Here is a 19,575-nt window from a genome sequence, read left to right as displayed (position 1 = left end):
GGGGCCGTGGGCAGCGGGTGTCCCCTGCAGCGAAATAAAGGGGGAGGCCGAAGGCCGGAGGACATTCGCGGAAGGGGATACCCGATGTCCTCGGCCCACGCCCCGGAGCAACTGACATGACCCCTGCACAAGTCTCAGCGTACGTCGACGCCGCCGCCGCCGCGCTCGGCCTGCGGTTGCGCAACGACCATCGACCCGGCGTGCTGCGTTACTTCACGCTCGCGTCGGAGTTCGCGGACATCGTCGACGCGGTGCCGCTGCAGCCGCATCACGAGGCGGCGACGACCTTTGTGCCGGTCGAAGCGCAGGAGCCGGAGCAATGAGCGCAGTGCCGGATCGCACACGCCCACCGGGCACGCTGGCTGACACTTTGCTGGCCCAGGACGCTGCCTCCATGGCAGACGCGGTGCGCAGTGGCGCGACCACCGCTACCGCGCTGGTGCAAGCGAGCCTCGACCGGATAGCCGCTACCGACAAGCGCGTCAACGCCTTCACCGACGTGGTGCGAGAGCGGGCGCTGCGGCGTGCGGCGCAGGCCGATGCGTCGCTCGCTTCGTCTTCCGGCGATCGAACGCGCGCGCTGCCGTTGCTCGGCGTGCCGTTCGCCGTCAAGAACCTGTTCGACGTGGCCGGCCTGCCGACCCTGGCCGGCTCCAAGATCGAGCGCGGCGCGGCCCCGGCGGTGCGCGATGGACTTCTTGTGCACCGGCTCGAAGCCGCGGGCGCGGTGCTGGTCGGCGCACTCAACATGGACGAGTACGCCTACGGCTTCACGACGGAGAACAGCCACGTCGGCCCGGCCCACAACCCGCACGACCTGACGCGCATCGCGGGCGGCTCCTCGGGCGGCTCCGGCGCGGCGGTGGCAGCGGGGCAGGTGCCGATCACGCTTGGCTCCGACACCAATGGCTCGATCCGCGTGCCGTCCTCGCTGTGCGGCGTGTTCGGGCTCAAGCCGACCTTCGGAAGACTGCCTCGCACCGGCAGCTATCCCTTCGTGTCGAGCCTGGACCATCTCGGCCCCTTCGCGCGATCGGCGCGTGACCTCGCGCTTTGCTATGACGCGATGCAAGGCCCGGAAGACACGGGACCGCATGATCCCGGCTGCGCGCAGCGCGCCATCGAACCCGTGACGCCCTCGCTGTCGCTCGGCACGAGCGGCTTGCGCATCGGCGTGCTCACCGGCTACTTCCGCGAGCATGTGCAGCCCGAGGCCTTGCTGGCCGTCGACCGCGTGGCCGAGGCCCTCGGCGCCACCCGCGCGGTCGAGCTGCCGCTGGTCGAGGCCGGACGCGCCGCTGCCTTCCTCATCACCAACTCCGAAGGCGCCGCGCTGCACCTGCACGACCTGCGCACGCGTCCGCAGGACTTCGAGCCGCTCTCGCGCGACCGCTTCCTCGCCGGCGCGCTGCTGCCCGCCGCCTGGGTCGCGCGTGCGCAACGCGTGCGCCGCGCCTATGCCGAAGCCGTGGCCCGCGTGTTCGAGCGTTTCGACATCCTGCTCGCCGCGGCGACGCCCTGCGCCGCCACGCCGATCGGCGCCGAGTGGTTCGAGCTGCATGGGCAGCGCCTGCCGCTGCGGCCCAACATGGGGCTCCTGACGCAACCAATTTCGTGCATCGGCCTGCCGGTCTGCGCCGTTCCGGTGTGGGGCGCACATGCGCACCTGCCGATCGGCGTGCAGGTGATCGGTGCACCCTGGCGCGAGGACCACGTGCTGCGCGTGGCCGCTTCATTGGAGGCAGCGGGTGTCGTGCATGCGCCCGTCGCCGCGCTGGTGTAGTCCAAACCCCGGTTGGTACGGTTTATGCACACCGTCTTGTATCCAAGAACGGATACCTCCTTCACTTACTGGAGCCCAACATGTCCCAACTGAACCGTCGCGAATCGATCAAGACCCTCGCCGCACTCGGCGCCGCCGGCACGCTCGGCGGCCTGAGCTCACTGGCGGGCGCGCAGAAGCCGCTGACCATCGGCGTGATCTACGTCGGCCCGCGTGACGACTACGGCTACAACCAGGCCCAGGCGCAGGCGGCTGCGGAGGTGAAGAAGATGCCCGGCCTGAAAGTGGTCGAGGAAGAGAACGTGCCCGAGACCGCCGCCGTGCAGAAGACCATGACCGGCATGATTTCGCAGGACGGCGCCAAGGTGCTGTTCCCCACCTCCTTCGGCTACTTCGACCCGCACATCCTCGCGCTCGCGCCGAAGAACCCCGACGTGCGCTTCTCGCATTGCGGCGGCATGTGGACCGAAGGCAAGCATCCGAAGAACGTCGGCAGCTACTTCGGCTACATCGACGAGTGCCAGTACCTCAACGGCGTGATCGCCGGCCACATGACGAAGAGCAAGAAGATCGCCTTCATCGCAGCCAAGCCGATCCCGCAGGTGCTGCGCAACATCAACGCCTTCACGCTCGGTGCACGCTCGGTCAACCCGGCCATCACCTGCAACGTGATCTTCACCGGCGACTGGTCGATGCCCGTGAAGGAAGCCGAAGCCACCAACAGCCTGGCCGACCAGGGCTGCGACGTCTTCACGATGCACGTGGACAGCCCCAAGGTCATCGTCGAGACGGCAGCCAAGCGCGGCAAGATGGTCTGCGGCTATCACGCGAGCCAGGCCAAGCTGGCGCCGAACGCGTATCTCACCGGCGCCGAATGGAACTGGCTCACCGCCTACAAGACCATCATCGACGCGGCGCAGAACGACAAGCCGCATCCCAACTTCCTGCGCGGCGGCCTGAAGGAAGGCTACGTGAAGATGTCGGCCTACGGCCCGATGGTGACCGACGCCGCGAAGAAGCAGGCCGACGACATCAAGGCCAAGATGATCGCGGGCAACTTCGACATCTTCACGGCCGGCCTCAAGGACGGCAAGGGCACGGTCGTGGTGCCAAAGACGTTGAAGCAGACCGACCTCGAGCTCGAGAAGATGAACTACCTGGTCGACGGCGTCCTGGGCAGCCTCTGAGCGACGAGAAGCCATGCCCAACTGGTTGAAGGAAATCGCACTGCCGGCGATCGCCATCTCGGCGGCGCTGCTGCTGTTCGGCATCCTCGTGTGGTTTGCCGGCGTGAGCCCGGTCGACGTCTGGGTCACGCTGTTCAAGGGCGCGTTCGGTGACTGGTTCTCCTGGCAGAACACCCTGCAGCGCGCTGCGCCGTTGATGCTCACCGCGCTGTGCGTGGCGATACCGGCGCGCGCCGGCCTCATCATCATCGGTGGCGAAGGCGCGCTGGTGCTGGGCGGGCTGGCTTGCGCGGCGCTGGCCCATGCGGTGCCGCTGCCGGGCAACATCATCGGCACGTTGCTGGTCTGCATCGCAGGCGCCATTGCCGGCGCGCTGTGGATCATGCTGGCCGGCTGGCTGCGCCAGTACCGCGGCATCAACGAGACCATCAGCAGCCTGCTGCTGGCCTACATCGCGATCGGCATCTTCAAGCACATCGTCGAGGGGCCGCTGCGCGATCCGTCCAGCCTGAACAAGCCTTCCACCTACCCGTTGAACGAAGGCATGCTCATCGGCGGCATGATGGGTTCGGACGTGCACTGGGGCCTGGCCATCGGCGTGGTGGCCTGCGTTGCGCTGGGGCTGTGGCTGCGCGTCACGGCGTCGGGCTTCTCGGTGCGGGTGGTGGGCGGCAACCCGCGCACCGCGCAACTGGTCGGCCTGCCCGCGACGCAACTCATCCTCGGCGCGTGCGCCGTCGGCGGCGCCTGCGCGGGCCTGGCCGGCGCGGTGGAAGTGGCGGCGGTTCACACCAATGCCAACGCATCGCTCATCGCGGGCTACGGCTACGCCGGCATCCTGGTCGCCTTCATCGCGCGGCACAACCCGATCGCGATCATCCCGGTGGCCATCCTGTTCGGCGGGTTCGGCGCGGCCGGCAGCCTGCTGCAACGTCGCCTCGGATTGCCCGATGCGTCGGTGCAGGTGCTGCAGGGCATCGCCTTCGTGCTGATCCTCGCGAGCGAGGGGCTGCGTCTGGTGGACTGGAAGAACCTCATCAAGAACCGGATGCCGCATCCGATGCAACCGAAGCTCTTGAAACTGAAGGGCCACGCATGACCGCCGATCAATGGATTGCGCTTGTCGCGGGCATCGTCGGCGGCGCATTGCGCGTGGGCGCACCCTTCCTGTTCGTGAGCCTGGGCGAATGCCTCACGGAAAAGTCGGGCCGCATCAACCTCGGCCTCGAAGGCGTGCTGGTGCTGTCGGCCATGTCGTCTTTCGGCGGGGCCTATCTCACCGGCTCGCCCTGGCTCGGCGTGTTGATCGGCGCGGCGGCCGGGGCGGCGCTCGCATTGCTGCACGGCCTGCTGTGCTCGCTCGACCGCGTCAACGACGTGGCCACCGGCATCGCGCTGATGCTGTTCGGCACCGGCCTGGCCTTCTACCTGGGCAAGCCGCTGATCCAGCCACAGGCGCCGCAGATCCCGGCGATTCCGCTGGGCGACTGGAGCGACAACTCGGCCGTGCGCGCCGCGCTGCAGGTGAATGCGCTGGTGCCGATCGGCATCGTGCTCGCGGTCTTCCTCTGGTGGGCCTTCGCGCGCACGCGTGCCGGGCTGCTGGTGCGCATGGCGGGTGATTCGGCCAATGCGACGCGGGCGCTGGGCTATTCGGTGTCGGGCATCCGCATCGCGGCGACGACCGCCGGCGGCGCGATCGCCGGGCTCGGCGGCGCATCGCTCACGCTGTTCTATCCGGGCAGCTGGAACGAAGGCATCTCCAGCGGCCAGGGCCTCATCGCCGTGGCGCTGGTGATCTTTGCGCGCTGGAGCCCGCTGCGCTGCGTGGGTGCGGCGCTGCTGTTCGGCGGCGCGGGCGCGCTCGGGCCGGCCCTGCAATCGGTGGGCGTGGGCTGGGGCTATCACCTGTTCAACACCGTGCCTTATGTGCTGACGCTGGTGATCCTGGTGCTGACCTGCAAGCCGGGCAGCGTGGCGATCGGCAGCCCGGGCGAGTTGTCGTCGACGCGATAGGTCTGCGCGATGCTTGCTCGCTTCGATTGGCCGGACTCCCTTCGAAGGGGCCTTGACGTGAGGCGGCCCCTCGGCTTGGCTATGTTGTCGGATTCGGATTCGGATTCGGATTCGGATTCGGATTCGGATTCGGTTGCGGACTGGGGGCGGGATCACGCCGACGGCGTACTCCCCTCCGCGAATGTCCCCCGGCCTGCGGCCTCCTCCTTTATTTCGCTGCGGGGAGCACACCGTCGACGTGATCCAGACGCGCGGTCGTCGATCGGCCCGCATGACGTGCACTGTCCTGTGCCGAGGGTGCTGGGTGTCCCCCGCAGCGAAATAAAGGAGGAGCCGAAGGCGGGGGACATTCGCGGAGGGGGATACCCAGTGCGCTCGGCACTCGCCCCGCTCGCAACTCGCTCCCTTTCTCGCACCGACGACCTCGGCCACGGTCTCGCGCGAACCCGATGAAGTGACGAACACGCCATGAACGCCATCACCGCGATCCACACCGAACGGCACGTCGCCGCGCAACCCTACCCGTGGCCGTACAACGGCGACCTGCGCCCCGACAACACCGCGCTCATCGTCATCGACATGCAGACCGACTTCTGCGGCAAGGGCGGCTACGTCGACGTGATGGGCTATGACTTGTCCCTGGTGCAGGCGCCCATCGAACCCATCGCGCGCACGCTCGCCGCGCTGCGGCCGCTGGGCTTCGCCATCATCCACACGCGCGAAGGCCACCGTCCCGACCTGGCCGACCTGCCCGCCAACAAGCGCTGGCGCTCGCGGCAGATCGGCGCCAACGGCGTCGGCATCGGCGACGACGGGCCGTGCGGCCGCATCCTCGTGCGCGGCGAACCGGGCTGGGACATCATCCCCGCGCTCGCGCCGCTGCCCGGCGAGGTCGTCATCGACAAGCCCGGCAAGGGATCGTTCTACGCGACCGACCTGGAGCTGATCCTGCGCACGCGCGGCACCGAGAATCTGATCCTCGCCGGCATCACCACCGACGTCTGCGTGCACACCACCATGCGCGACGCCAACGACCGCGGCTTCGAATGCCTGCTGCTGTCGGACTGCACGGCCGCGACCGACCACGGCAACCACCTCGCCGCGCTGAAGATGATCACCATGCAGGGCGGAGTCTTCGGCGCACATGCCGAATCCACCGCGCTGCTGGCGGTCGTCGCGTGACCAAGACTGAAGGACACCATGGCTGACGACACCCCCACCCAACCCATCGGCGCCTTGCCCCGCGGCACCGGTGCGCTCGCGCTCGACACCTTCCAGCTCACCAAGCGCTTCGGCGCCTTCACCGCGATGGACAGCGTGACCATGCGCGTCGAGCCCGGCACCGTGCATGCGCTGCTCGGCGAGAACGGGGCAGGAAAGAGCACGCTCGTGAAATGCGTGGCCGGCTTCCAGGTGGCCGAAGAGGGCGCGGTGCTGATCGATGGCCGCGAGGAACACATCCACAACCCGATCATCGCGCGCGAGCTCGGCATCGGCATGGTCTACCAGCACTTCACGCTGGCGCCCGGCATGACGGTGGCCGAGAACCTGCTGCTGGCCGGTGGCAAGACGCCCGCGCTGATCGACTGGAAGACCAAGCGCGCGGAGCTGAAGGCATTCCTCGCGACCACACCCTTCAGCCTTGACCTGGACGTGACCCCGTCCTCGCTCGCGGCCGGCGAGAAGCAGAAGCTGGAACTGCTCAAGCAGCTCTACCTGAAGCCGCGCCTGCTGATCCTCGACGAGCCCACCTCCGTGCTGACGCCGCAGGAAGCCGACGAGGTGCTGGGCCATGTGCGCGAGTTCGCGCGCAGCGGCCAGTGCACGGTCCTGATCATCACGCACAAGTTCCGCGAGGTGATGGCCTATGCCGACAACGTGACCGTGCTGCGCCGTGGCAAGGCCGTCAAGCATTGCAGCGTGGCTGAGACCAGCCCCAAGCAACTGGCCGCCGCGATGATGGGCGAGAGCGATGCCCCGCCACCCGAACTGGCCCTCGGCGACGAGGGCGAGAAGGCCGCGCTCAGCGGCCGCGCGATCCACGGCGTGAAACCGGTGGCCGCCGATGCAGCGATCTCCCTGAGCGTCGAGAAGCTCGTCGCGCAGGGCGACCGCGGCACGCTGGCGGTGCATGAGCTGAGCCTGCAGGTGCGCGCCGGCGAGATCCTCGGCGTGGCCGGCGTGTCGGGCAACGGCCAGCGCGAACTGGTCGAGGCGCTCGTGGGCCAGCGCCCGCGCCTCTCCGGCAAGGTGACGGTGCGCGGCCAGCGCTATGACGCGAAGCGCGAGGAAAACCGCAGGCTCAAGGTCCGCAGCCTGCCCGAGGAACCGCTGCGCAACGCCTGCGTCGGCGACCTGAGCGTGGCCGAGAACATGGCGTTGCGCGACTTCGACCAGCCCCCCTTGGCCAGCGGCGGCATGCTCCGCTTCCCGAAGTGGCGCAGCCGCGCACGCGAGTGGATCGCGGAGTACGGCGTCAAGACGCAGGGCGAGGGCGCGCCGATCCGCAGCCTCTCCGGCGGCAACGTGCAGCGCGCCGTGCTGGCGCGCGAACTCGCCGGCGACATCAACGTCCTGATCGCCGCGAACCCGGTCTTCGGCCTGGACTTCGCCGCCGTCGCCGAGATCCACACCCGCATCGTGCAGGTGCGCGAGAAGGGTGGCGCCGTGCTGCTGATCAGCGAGGACATAGACGAACTGCTGGAGCTGGCCGACCGCATCGTGGTGATGAGCGAGGGCCGCATCGTGTACGAGACCGATGCCGCCACGGCCGAGCGGCATGTCCTCGGCGCGCACATGGGCGGTGGGGAACATCAACATCACGGCGCCGTGGTGGCCGACGGCCCCGGCCCTCACCCCAGCCCTCTCCCGGAGGGAGAGGGAGTCACACCCACGAGCGTACCCACGGCGGCGGGTGGCATGCGAAGTGCTCCGGGCGCCGCCTCTGTGCCGCCGAAGCGCGCAGCGTTCGGCGGATCAGGGCCACATGCTGTCTGAGCGAAGCGAGTTCATGTGGACCCCGCCGGACGCGAGCACTGCAGGGCAGCCGCGAAGCGGCCGGCACAGTGAAGGCCCCCGGAGCACTTCGCATGCAGCCCGCTGCCGCACCCCCGAACGTCACCGCCCCCGGTCCCCGCACGCCGAGCGTCCCTGCCACCCGAACGTCCCTGCCACCCGCCACCTGCCAACCTCGAAAACAGCGACCGCACCTTGACCCATCGCCGCGCCACTGACAAGCCCGCCTGACCACCTCCAAAGGACGAAAGTGCAAATCGAAGCCGCTCCCTTCCCGTATCCCCTGGACATCCAGAAGACCGCCTTCGTCATCATCGACATGCAGCGCGACTTCATCGAGCCCGGCGGCTTTGGCGAGACCCTGGGCAACGACGTCAAGCTCCTCGAAGCTATCGTGCCTGCCACGCAGGCCGTGCTGCAAGCGTGGCGCCAGGCCGGCGGCCTCGTCGTCCACACCCGCGAGGCGCACAAGCCCGACCTGTCCGACTGCCCGCCCGCCAAGCGCGGTCGCGGCAATCCCAAGCTGCGCATCGGCGACGAAGGGCCCATGGGCCGCATCCTCGTCATGGGCGAACCCGGCAACCAGATCATCGACGCGCTCGCGCCCATCGACGGCGAGCTCGTCATCGACAAGCCCGGCAAGGGCGCCTTCTACGCCACCGGCCTGCACGAGATCCTGCAGGCGCGCGGCATCACACACCTGCTGTTCGCCGGCGTCACCACCGAAGTGTGCGTGCAGACCACCATGCGCGAAGCCAACGATCGCGGCTACGACAGCCTGCTGCTCGAGGATTGCACCGAAAGCTACTTCCCCGAATTCAAGGCCGCCGCCGTCGAGATGATCCGCGCGCAAGGCGCCATCGTCGGCTGGACGGCGCCGAGCAAATCATTGCTGGCTGCCCTGCGGAACCCCGCCTAAGATCCCTCGGTGACCGCCGTCTACGCCTCCACCGCAGACACCGACGTCGTCGTGTTCCGCACACGCGCCGACGAGGTCTATGCGCAACTCAAGCGCGACATCGCGGAGTTCCGCATGGTCCCCGGCGATCGCTTCACCGAGAACGAGATCAGCGAGCGCCTGGGCGTTTCGCGCACCCCTGTGCGGCAGGCCTTGTTCAGGCTGCAGCAAGAGGGATTCGTGGAAGTGCTGTTTCGCAGCGGCTGGCGCGTGCTGCCCTTCGACTTCGACCAGTTCGAGCAGCTCTACGACCTGCGCATGGTGCTCGAAACCACGGCCGTGCACCGCCTTTGCGAGACCGATCGCCGCATCAACCGCCAGATGCTCAGCGCGCTGGGCACCATCTGGCTGGTGCCGCAGGCGCAACGCAGTTCCGACAACGCCCAGGTCGCGGAATGGGACGAGGCCTTCCACTGCGCGCTGGTGGCGGCCGCCGGCAATGCCGAGATGACCCGCGTGCACCGCGACCTGACCGACCGCATCCGCATCATCCGCAGGCTCGACTTCACCATGCAGCCGCGCATCGAAGCCACCTACGACGAACACGCCAAGATCCTCAAGGCCATTCGCGCCAACCGCGGCGACCAGGCCGCGATGCTGCTGCGCGCGCACATCGAGACCAGCCAGGCCGAGGTGCGCAAGATCACCTTGCATCAGGTACACCTAGCCCGCCACTCCGCCTTGTAGAAGGTGTGAATATTCCTACTGCGGACGCCGACCTCGGCGCCCTCGCTACGGAATCTTCACGCCTTCTGCGCCGCGCGCGAACTGGCTTGCGCCGACGCGGACTCGCGAAACGCCGGATGCACAGCCGATTGACTTGTGGCAAATTCCGGCGGACCCTTGGCGCAACAAGCAACAGCGTGCCGGGCGGTCGATCCATTCGACCGTTGCACCGAAGCCGTGGGATACCGATTCCGATGAAAGACGATGCGCATGGGGAGAAGGCCGGCATGGCCCTGGGCAGGCGCTACCTGACCCTGCTGTTTGCCGACCTCTCCCAGTCGACTGAACTGGCCGAGATCATGGAGGCCGAGCACTACGCGACTGTGCTCGCCGCCGTGCGCAAGGTCTACCACGATGCCATCCCGCGCCATGGCGGCATCGTCGTGCGCGTGCAGGGCGACGGCCTGCTGGCCATGTTCGGCTATCCGGTCACGCGCGAGGACGACGGGCGCGGCGCCGTCGCGGCAGCGCTCGAGATGCACCAGCGCATCCGCGACCTGCGGCCCTACCTGCCGGCCGGCCGGCACCTTTGCCTGCACACCGGCATCCATTCCGGGCTGGTGCTGATGAGCACCGGCGACGTCGAGCTGGGTCGCTTCGAACTGCTGGGGCCGGTGCCCAACGTCGCTTCGCGCCTGTCCGATGCCGCGGGTCCGCACGAGATCCTGGTCAGCGAGGAGACGCTCGGTCCGGCGAGTCGCTTCTTCGTGACCGGGCCGCCGCAACTGCTGCAGGTCAAGGGCCGCGCCGCACCCCTGCTGGTGTACCGCGTCGACGCCCGCGCCAGCCTGGCGGAGAGCTTCAGCGCCTCGTCGCGCCACGGGTCCACCGCCTTTGTCGGACGCCGCGCGGAACTCGCGTTGCTGGAACGCGCCATGGACGACGCCATGGAGGGGCGCACCCGTTCGGTGGCCGTGGCCGGGCCGCCGGGCATGGGCAAGACGCGACTGGTCGAGCACTTCCTGAGCCGGGTGGTGCAGCGCGGGTGCACCGTGCTGCGCGGCTATTGCGAAAGCGCACTCGGCGCCGAGCCGCTGCAGCCCTTCCACCACATGCTGCAGGCGGTGGCCGACGAGGCGCAGCCTCACACGCCGGACGCCTTCGATGCCCTGTTCGCCCGGCTGGCCGGGCAACGGCCGCTGCTGCTGTTCGTCGACGACTGGCAGTGGGCCGACGATGCCTCGCACCAGGTGCTGGCCGCGCTGCGCAAGCGCACTGACAGCCGCTTGCTGGTCGTGCTGTCCACGCGCATCACATCGGCTGCCAATGCGCCCGTCGCGGCCGACCAGACCATCGAGCTGGCGCCGCTGTCCGACGATGAAGCCCGGCGCGCCATCGCGGCGCGCCTGCACGTGCTCGACCCGTTCGTGGCCGAGGAGATCTGCCGGCATGCCAATGGCAACCCGCTGTTCCTCGAAGAGCTGTGCCATTCCGCCGCGCGCGGCGATGGCGGGCGGCGCCTGGGACGGGCGCAGGGCGCCGGCTGGCTGAACCGGCTGGTCGAATCGCGCGTGCAGCACTTGTCGGCGCCGCAGATCGAGCTGGTGCGCGCAGCCGCGGTGATCGGCAACGTGATCCCCGCCTGGCTGCTTGAAAGCATCACCGGGCAGCGCGCGGATGGCCCCCTGCAACTGGGTCTGGCCGAGCAGGACTTCATCTTCCCCGGCGAGCGGGCCGGAACGCTGCGCTTCAAGCACGGCATCACGCGCGACATCATCTACGAATCGGTCGGCCTGCATCTGCGCCAGTCGCTGCACCTGCGCATCGCGGAGGCCATGCAGGCGCACAGCGCCACAGAAGCGCAGGACGAGGCCCTGGAGGCGCTGGCCATGCACTTCGATGCCGGCGGCGATGCGGTGCAGGCGGCCCGCTATGCCGAGCTGGCGGGCGACAAGGCGCTGTCGGCCTCCGCGCTCGACCGCGCCCGCGCGCTGTACCGGGTGGCGCTGGCCGCACTGGACCGCCTGCCGGAGAGCCCGGCGGTGGCCTTGCACTGGGTCTCCATCGCGCACCGGCTGGGCCGTGTCTGCGTGTTCGACCCGGTGCGCAGCGAGTTGGCCCTTTACGTGCGCGCGGTGGAACTGGCCGAGCGTTATGGCAACGCGTCGATCATCGGGCACGCGCACTACTGGCTGGGCTACATCAGCTATGGGCTGGGCGATGGCCGCGCGGCAGTCGCGCACTGCGAGCGGGCGCTGGTCGAGGCGCGGGCGACGCAGGACGAAAAGCTGGTGGTGCAGGTGGTGGCCGCGCTCGGCGAAGCGCACCACGCCGCCGCCAACTACGACCGCGCGCTGGCGCTGCTGGACGAGGCCATCGCCGTGAAGAAGCAGCATCGCAGCAGCCGCCATGTCAATGTCGGGCTGGCCTTCTCGCTGTCCTGCCGGGGCTTCCTGCTCGGCGATCGCGGGCAGTTCGCCGAATCGCATGAATGCTTCGACGAAGCGCTGGGCTCCATCACCGGCATCACCCACGAGATCGGCAACACGGTCCATGGCCTGCACGCCGCCGTCCTGCTGTGGCAGGGACGCTGGGAGGAAGCGAGCGCCGCTGCCAGGGAATCCGGGCGCTTCGCCGAGGCTACGCGCAGCCTCACGCAGCTGTCGGTGGCGCGCGCCATGGATGCCTTCGCCAGCTGGATGCTGACGCGCCGGCCGGAATGCCTGCAGACCATCATCGACGTGACGGCGTGGCTGCAGCCGCGCCAGAGCGGCCTGTTCCGTTCGCTCAACCACGGCTGGCTGGCCGCAGGCCTGACCCACGCGGGACGCCATGCCGAGGTCCGCCGCCATGCCGCGCTGGCATTGCGGCGCAGCCGCCAGCGCGACCTGCTGGGCGCGGCCATGAGCTACCGCGCGCTGGCCCGCGGCGTCTCGGCGCACCGCCCTGAGCGCGTGCAGCACTACCTCGACCGCGCGATGCAGGCGGGGCGGGCACGCGATTCGGCGCACGAGATCGCGGTCACGCAACTGTGCGCCGCCGAGATCGCCTGGCAGCATCGCGGCCAGCGCGAGAACGCCCTGCTCGACGCTGCCATCGCCGGATTCGAGCGCATGGGCATGCGCTGGCACCTCGCGGAAGCGCTGTGGCTGCAGTCGGCGATGGAGGCGGGCAAGCGCGACGAGCGCGAGACGGCGCCCGCCGGGGCGGCCCTGAGCGCGGCCAGCTAATCAGCAGTCGGTAGGCGTCTCATCGGCTGCGGCGGAAGTCGTGCCCATGGCGGGTGCGGATGCGGCCAGCGATACCAATTCGGCCACCAGTGCGGTCGTCGGTGGCAACCCGGCGGGCGGCGGGGTCGGCGTCGGCGTCGGCTTCGGCGTCAGGATCAGCAGCACCGGCGAGCCGGTCGGCCGCAGGGAGCCGGCGTTCAGCAGGCCCGCGAACATGGCCAGCATCACGCCCATCGCCATGTAGTAGCCGGGGCAGCCATGCACGGTCTCGTTGGGCGCGCACGGGCTGCCGCCGGCCTCGTCGGGCTGGTTGCGGCCGAACATCAGCGCGTCGGGCGCCGCGGGGTCCGTCAAGGCCGAGGTGAGGCCCAGCACGACGTGGTTCTTCGGCTGCTTGTCGACCGCCCCCTTGGCGTCGACCGGGCAGCGCCACAGCATCTCCGGCACGGGCCGCTTGCGCATGGTGGCCAGCAGCGGCTTGCGCAGCGCCGCGTTGGCCTGGTCGTAGCTGGGTTCCGCACCGCCGGTGGCGTCGAACAGCGCCTGCTGGCATTCCCACAGGGTCTCTTCCTTGATCCAGGTCTCCATGGTGCGCAGGAAGTTGCCTTCCACCGTGGGCGGGAAGCCGAGCAGCACGCCGGCCAGGTTGAGCGCGAAGATCGGATCGGTGACGGAAACCGGCGTGGTGGAGGTCTTGTTCAGGCCGGCGAGGATCTCCTGGGCGAGCGAGCCCAATCCGGCGGCGCCGTTTTCGCGGAGCCAGTCCTGCACGGCTTTCAGGACCGCCTTGCCCTGGGCCCGGCCTTCTTTCTCCACCCCGTCGCGCGGCTGCGGCGAGAAGATGTAGCGCGATGCGGTGGCGAAGTTGCCCGGGCAACGCGGCGTCGGAGGGTTCTCCTCGACGCGGCCGCCGGGGACCATGTACGTGCCGTGCGCCTCCGGCAGCCCGATCCAGTGGGTGCACAGCGCGGCCATCACGTAGTCTGCGAGGGTCAACGTGTCGACCGGTCGCCGGACCACGTCATCCTTGAGGGGCGAGGGCAGGTCCGGGAACTTCGTGGCGTCGGCGAGCAGGCCCTTCACCACGGCGAGTGTCCGGTTGTAGGCGGTCTTTTCATCGATGTTCAGGACAGCCGTGTTGAGGGCCAGTTGCGCCGTGTGCCTGGCGCCGTCCAGGCCCAGCAGGTTGAGGCCGATCGATTGATCCATGCGATCGCCGTAGCCCTGGACCGAGTAGCGGATGCCATCGTCCTTCATGACGTCCAGCACCTCGGCGTAGGTGCCGAGCAGGTGGCCGTAGGCCGTGCAGGCCGGGGCGTCCTTGGCGCCCTCGCGCACGAGCTTCCAGGCGGCCGGCGCCCTGTCGGGGTCGTCCAGCCGCTGCCGCACCTGCTCCCGCTCGGCCTCTTCGAGCTGCTCCGCGGTCGGCGGGGGCGGATCGGCGGGCTTGCAGGCCTTCGGCAGTTCTGCCTGCCAGGCATCGAGCGTCGACAGTGCGGCCAGCGACGGCACGAACGCATACAGGCCCCACTCCAGGTGCACCAGCGGCTTGTCATCGAGGACGAAGCGGGCCACGTTGCCGTTCTTGTCGAGGTAGCGGAAGGTGTACTTCTCGCCGATCTGCGGCACGCGCAGGAAGGCGTCCCCCTGCGCAGAGCCCACGCCGCTGCTGTTGCCGCCGGTGATCCAGCGCTGCAGCGTCTCGTACTGCTCCGACAGGCTGGCGCAATAGGCCATGAACACCAGGCCGCGCTCCGCGGACGGGTCGGTGGCCACCGGCGGGCCATAGGACATGCCCCGGCGGATGATGCGTGGCGTGTATTGCCGGCGGTCGCGCGGGTTGGCGCGACGGATGTGCGAGTGATAGGGGCAGGCGTCGCTGGCCTTGTCGTAGTTGAAGTCGTTTTGGCCGGCCCCGGGCGGCAGCGGCACCAGCGGCGTGCCGTCGCGTTGCCGACCCATCATGCGGCTCAGCAGGTCGTCGCGCTCGGGCTGCGTGTGCCCGGACATGGCGGCGTCCAGCGTGTCCATGTTCTGGCGCAGCTTGCGCACCGCCACGAAGGTGCCGTCCAGCCGCAACGGGTCGATGCCCGGGTTCGCCGGGTCCTTGCGGTTGTTGGCATGGCCGAGCAGCACTTCGCCGGGCCAGACCCGATCGTCGAATGGCGGGGGCGGGTCCGCCGCAGGGGCCATGGTGGGGTCGATCCTCGGCTGACTGATGCCATCGGCAAAGTTCAGGTGGCCCGCCATTTCGCCCTGCGCATTGCGCACGGCGAAGGTCGGCTGGACGGCGAGCACACGCAGGCCGGACTTCGCATCCAGTGCATCCACCTCGGCCGCCAGCAGCGGGTGCAACCCGAACGAGGAATTCTTCGGGTCCCGCAGCCGCAGGTGCACGAGCACGTGCACGGCCTTCATGTCGACCCGGTTCCCGCTGTCTTCATGGCGCCAGGCCGGCGGCCGGTTCCAGCGGTCCGGATGGTTGGCGCGCACGTCGCCGAGCAGCGAACTGCGCGCCTCCATGCCCTCGGCGAATTCCTGCGGAAAGCCCGCGAGGCGGGACTTCGCGATCCCGAGTGCCGCCAGCCCCGCATGCGTGAAGCCGACGGTGAAGGCGATGCCGGTGCCGGCCAGCACGCCGCAGCGGGGCGCGAGCGCCGAGAGCGAGCTGCGCGCCAGCGCGGGGTCCTTCACGCGCAGCAACACGACGCAGGCATGCGTGACGGGTTCCTTGTTGGTGAGGATGTGGCTCTGGATCCGCGCCGGATCGAAGGGCGGGTCGGCGGGCGCCGGCAAGGTCGCGGGGGACGCGCCCAGCAGCCACTTCAGCTGGTCGGCGTAGGGCACCAGCTTGGCCTGGGCAGCGACCCAATCGGCATGTCCCGGGGTGCTGGGCTTGTCCAGCAAGGTCATCAGGTCGATGGAGCCTCGCAGCACCGACTGGGCGAAACGGCGCAGCGTGCCCCGGTCGCCATCGTGGTTGGCAGCGTCGCCCGGCGGGAAGTAGACGGACAGCCGGTACAGGCCGGTGAGGGTGCGCAAGGGCAGCACCAGCGCGCTGACGACGGTCTTCAGCCCGCCGCTCAGCGCGCGGTCCTGCGCGTCCTTGCGCGCCTTCGGCTCCGAGGCCAGGGCCAGCCTGGCGATGGCTGCGTCGGTGGTCGCGTCGCCGCCGCCTTCGCGCTGCGCCTTCTCCACTTCCGCCAGGTATTCGTGGTCGCCCAGCGGCATCACCGAATCGGCATAGAAGGTGCCGCCCGCGACTTCGTTGCGGCGCACCCAGGCGCAATAGTCCTCGTAGCGCGAGGTCTTGGAGCCGGGGTAGTCGTCGCAGTTGCAGAACAGCAGGTCGAGCAGTTCGCCCAGGTCTCGGTAGATCACCCGCATGTAGGGCTCCCAGCCGCCGTCGAAGGTCACGTTGAGCGACAGGCGCCAGGTGCCGTCTTCCGGCTGCGCCTCGTCGAGCGGCAGGCCGGGCACCGGCGGGACCAGGGCATAGCGGAAGTGGTCGATGATGCCGAACTGGCCGACCGAATCAGGGAACACCGGCTGCAGCAGCTCCGATTCGCGCACGTTCTGGCGCGCCGAGTACAGCGCGTCGAGCACCTTGCGCAAACGTTCGAGATAGCTGATGGGCTCGAAGCCGATCACCATGCCTTTCTTGACCGGCGCCAGCACCGAGAGGTTGGTGATGCCGCCAAGGACGGTGCTTCGCTTGATCGTTGTTGGCCCCATTTCCGCGCTCCTTGTGGTGCGCGCCGCGCCGTCGTCTTGACGGGTTGCACGGTCGCGCATGACCCCCTGTGGTGTCCCGCAGTTGTCGTGACAAAGCCGACGCTCGTCAATGGCGGAAGCCCATGACGAGGCTCCCGGGAGGCGGGCGTGCGGATCGGTTGGTGACGGACGGCGGGGTGACATGGTGGGACAAGGCATCGGTGATGGCACCCCCAATGCGGGGGAGGTGCGGCGTGCGCCGGATCGTCGCGCCGGGGTGGGGATGGTCAGCTACTTGCCGCTACCGCCGCCTCCGCCGCCTCCGCTTCCACCACTGCCGCCACCACCGCCGCCACCGCTGCCACCGCTGCCACCACTGCCACCACTGCCACCACTGCCACCACTGCCACCACTGCCACCACTGCCACCACTGCCACCACTGCCACCACTGCCACCGCCGCTGCCGCTGCCGCCGCTGGAACCGCCGGAACTTCCCGATCCGCCCGAGGTTCCTGAACCGCCAGAGCCGCCAGAGCCGCCAGAGCCGCCAGAGCCGCCAGAGCCGCCAGAGCCGCTGGAGTCACTGCCCGAACCACCCGAACCACCCGAACCACTCGAGCTACCCGACCCACTCGACCCACTCGACCCATGCCCCGAACTCGACGAACCGGAAGTGCTGGATGAACCCGAGCCGCCGCCAGCCCCTCCGCCCGGCCCGCCCGCCTCGATCAAGACCTGATCCACCACGATGCGCCGCTGCGCATCCATGCGGCCCGTCACGCGCACGAACTGATTCACCACGAGATCAGCCGGGCTACCCCCCGCCACACGCGCCTGTGCATCGAGTTGCAGGCTGCCGCCCCTGTCGAGGCTCATCGACCCGCCGCCGAGTTCCCGCACATAGCCTTCGAGCACGACGTCGCGCACCTGTCCCAACTGGTTGGCCGTCGGGTCGACCGTCACGTGTTGCGCCACCAGCGCGTCGCCGATCCAGCGGCCGGTGACAAGCACTTCGGCGCCGCGCTCGATATTGCGTGGTGCCGCGCGCGCATCCAGCCGCACGCGCGTGCCGCTGACCTGCATGGCATCGGGCGTGACCGCCTCCACACGACCCGCGACCTGCGCCAGTCGGGTCGTGGTGGCGGTGGCGTTGGCGGGCCGCACCTCGATGCGCGAAGCCACGAGCAGGCCGTCCGACTGCCGGTGTCCGCTGAGCCGCACCCAATCGCCGATGCGCTTGCCGTTCAGCGCGTCGGCCGGACGCACCCTTGCCGTCTGCCCGAGCACGCGCACCGTTCCCGCGCCGCCATCGATGGCTTCGATCGGCCCGACCAGCGCGTGCATCACCGCAATGCCTTGGGCACGCATGTCGTTGCCCGCGCCCGTCGCGCGCACCGCGACCACCTGGCCCACGGCCAATTCGCGCGCACTCGTCGACTGGCCGTTGTCAAAGACCGGCGTGCGCGTGTCGAACTGCACCTCGACGCCGTTGACGCAGATGCTCGCGAAGCCCGTGATCACGCCGACGATGCCAGTGCCGCCGATGCCGCCGGTCGGATCGCCCGCGCGGGCCGTGACGCCCGTGCCGCCGATGCCACCCGTGGCACCTTCGCCACTGGCGCGTGCCGTGATGCCCGTGCCGCCTATGCCGCCTATGCCGCCGCTGCCGCCGCTGTCGCCGCCCGACGCAAGCGAAGCGCGCGCGGTCGGGTTCACCAACGATGCACCGCGCTCGCAGATGTTGGTGGATTGCGCATGCACTCCCACGACCGGCAGCAGCAGCGCTAGGCCGAGCAGCGCACCCGCTGCAAGCGAGCGAGGCATGCGCCCGGTCATTTCGGACCCTTTGCTTTTTTCTTCGCAGCCGATGCAGCCGATGCCGCCAGCGCAGCAGCTGCGGGCGGTGCAACCGCGGGCGCCGAATCCTCGGCATAGAAGTACACCCCGAAAGTCATGCGCTGCCGCGTGGAAGCATCGCCGCCGCCGGCCCGCTTCGCCGATGCCAGCGCGCTCTTGTTGACCGCGACCAGCGCCTGCATCCCCAGCGTGCCTGCTTGCTCTGCCAACTTCGAAACAGCCTCGCTGCCGAGCCCGTCGTAATGAACGCTGCGCTCCATGAACGGCGGCTGGCCCCCCATCAGGTTGTGCGCTGCCGCCTCGGCGTGGTCGTGCAGGTTGTGTCCCAGGTAGAAGCTCATTTCATCGAAGCCCTTGGTCGGCACGAAAGCGCCGGCGTTCAGGCACACGTGGCCCGCATCGTCGATGTGCACGACCCCCAGGCGCAGCCACTCGTCCAGCACCACGCGCGGGCGGATGTCGCGGTTCACGCGCGCGACCAGCGCCTCGAACGACAGTTCGGCGCCTTCGCTAGCAAACCGGGCCAGCGGCAGGGGTGCGCCGGCCTCGTCGATGTACGGCGGCGCGCCCATCCACTGCGCGACCACCTGCGCACCCAGCGAGACCACTTCGGGAATGGTCTCCTCACCGGACTCCATCGCCAGACGCAGGCGGCTCACCTCCTTGCGATGCACGCCGGATACGAGGCTCACGCGGCTGTCCGTCGGCACCTTATCGTCGAGCCGGAAATCGCGGTCGGCCACCTCGACGAACAGCGACTTCAACAGTTCGCTCGCATAGGTGAACGTCACGCCGCGCGACAGCATGAGCTTGACCAGAGGCCGCAGCGCATGGCGCAGCGCCTGCACGAATGCGCGCGGTGGCGTGACGTTGGAAGGAGGGGTGTCTTCGGGCATGGGCACAGGAGAACAAGGCAGGGCCGGCAAATGAGTCTAGTTGAAACTCGTGGGAAATAATCACACAAAAGATTGACGTGGGTAAATTTCACACGTAGTCTCCAGTTCAGGCGTGGGTAAATTTCACACGCCATCAACTTTGATGGAGAGCAGCATGGACAAATTCAGAAGGACGGCCTCGGCCGGCATCGTGGCATTGGCGTTGGGTATGACCATGAGTGCGGCATTGGCGCACGGCGGTGGTGGGGGCGGT

General features: G+C 69.0%; 13 protein-coding genes. 10 read left to right on the top strand and 3 right to left on the bottom strand.

The genetic code is table 11. The features are described 5' to 3' along the window. The first annotated feature begins 116 nt into the window (after nucleotides 1-116). The 10 genes from HCU76_RS15290 (at nucleotide 117) to HCU76_RS15245 (ending at nucleotide 12,855) form a co-directional block, all read left to right on the top strand. Nucleotides 117-323 carry a DUF4089 domain-containing protein gene (locus tag HCU76_RS15290; protein ID WP_213954407.1) on the top strand — a complete coding sequence of 69 codons (207 nt, stop codon included), beginning with the start codon at nucleotides 117-119 and terminating at the stop codon, nucleotides 321-323. Beyond that, nucleotides 320-1,783: an AtzE family amidohydrolase gene (locus HCU76_RS15285; RefSeq protein WP_218509854.1), complete on the top strand. Its 1,464-nt coding sequence runs from the start codon at nucleotides 320-322 to the stop codon at nucleotides 1,781-1,783. Before HCU76_RS15290 ends, HCU76_RS15285 begins: the two co-directional genes overlap by 4 nt. An 80-nt stretch (nucleotides 1,784-1,863) precedes the next feature. Beyond that, nucleotides 1,864-2,970 (top strand): BMP family ABC transporter substrate-binding protein, encoded by a 1,107-nt coding sequence (locus HCU76_RS15280; protein WP_213954405.1) that lies wholly within the window; start codon nucleotides 1,864-1,866, stop codon nucleotides 2,968-2,970. Nucleotides 2,971-2,983: 13 nt separating this feature from the next. Continuing rightward, complete coding sequence (locus HCU76_RS15275) at nucleotides 2,984-4,069, top strand: ABC transporter permease (protein WP_218509853.1); 1,086 nt, start codon at nucleotides 2,984-2,986, stop codon at nucleotides 4,067-4,069. Further along, nucleotides 4,066-4,986: an ABC transporter permease gene (locus HCU76_RS15270; RefSeq protein WP_213954403.1), complete on the top strand. Its 921-nt coding sequence runs from the start codon at nucleotides 4,066-4,068 to the stop codon at nucleotides 4,984-4,986. Before HCU76_RS15275 ends, HCU76_RS15270 begins: the two co-directional genes overlap by 4 nt. Nucleotides 4,987-5,454: 468 nt before the next feature. Further along, nucleotides 5,455-6,168, top strand: coding sequence for a cysteine hydrolase family protein (locus HCU76_RS15265; protein WP_218509852.1), 714 nt, complete (start codon nucleotides 5,455-5,457; stop codon nucleotides 6,166-6,168). Nucleotides 6,169-6,186: 18 nt separating this feature from the next. After that, complete coding sequence (locus HCU76_RS15260; RefSeq protein WP_218509851.1) at nucleotides 6,187-7,983, top strand: ABC transporter ATP-binding protein; 1,797 nt, start codon at nucleotides 6,187-6,189, stop codon at nucleotides 7,981-7,983. 268 nt (nucleotides 7,984-8,251) lie between these two features. Next, entirely contained in the window at nucleotides 8,252-8,920 is a 669-nt protein-coding gene (locus tag HCU76_RS15255; protein WP_218509850.1) for a cysteine hydrolase, read from the top strand. A 9-nt stretch (nucleotides 8,921-8,929) separates the two neighbouring features. Next, nucleotides 8,930-9,646 (top strand): GntR family transcriptional regulator, encoded by a 717-nt coding sequence (locus HCU76_RS15250; RefSeq protein WP_213954399.1) that lies wholly within the window; start codon nucleotides 8,930-8,932, stop codon nucleotides 9,644-9,646. Nucleotides 9,647-9,879: 233 nt separating this feature from the next. Beyond that, nucleotides 9,880-12,855, top strand: coding sequence for an AAA family ATPase (locus HCU76_RS15245; RefSeq protein ID WP_213954398.1), 2,976 nt, complete (start codon nucleotides 9,880-9,882; stop codon nucleotides 12,853-12,855). On the opposite strand, the gene HCU76_RS15240 is transcribed toward HCU76_RS15245, so the two are convergent. From HCU76_RS15240 to HCU76_RS15230, 3 genes are all read right to left on the bottom strand, one after another. Continuing rightward, nucleotides 12,856-16,590 (bottom strand): Dyp-type peroxidase domain-containing protein, encoded by a 3,735-nt coding sequence (locus HCU76_RS15240; protein ID WP_218509849.1) that lies wholly within the window; start codon nucleotides 16,588-16,590, stop codon nucleotides 12,856-12,858. 270 nt (nucleotides 16,591-16,860) lie between these two features. Continuing rightward, nucleotides 16,861-18,393, bottom strand: a complete 1,533-nt coding sequence (locus HCU76_RS15235) for a DUF5666 domain-containing protein (RefSeq protein ID WP_218509848.1) — start codon at nucleotides 18,391-18,393, stop codon at nucleotides 16,861-16,863. Between the two features lie 8 nt (nucleotides 18,394-18,401). Beyond that, nucleotides 18,402-19,322, bottom strand: a complete 921-nt coding sequence (locus HCU76_RS15230; protein WP_218509847.1) for a DUF6502 family protein — start codon at nucleotides 19,320-19,322, stop codon at nucleotides 18,402-18,404. Between the last annotated feature and the right edge of the window lie 253 nt (nucleotides 19,323-19,575).

It is taken from the genome of Variovorax sp. dw_308 (genome assembly GCF_019207085.1).
Taxonomy (GTDB): Bacteria; Pseudomonadota; Gammaproteobacteria; order Burkholderiales; family Burkholderiaceae_C; genus Variovorax.
This window is presented reverse-complemented; position numbering and strand designations above follow the sequence as displayed.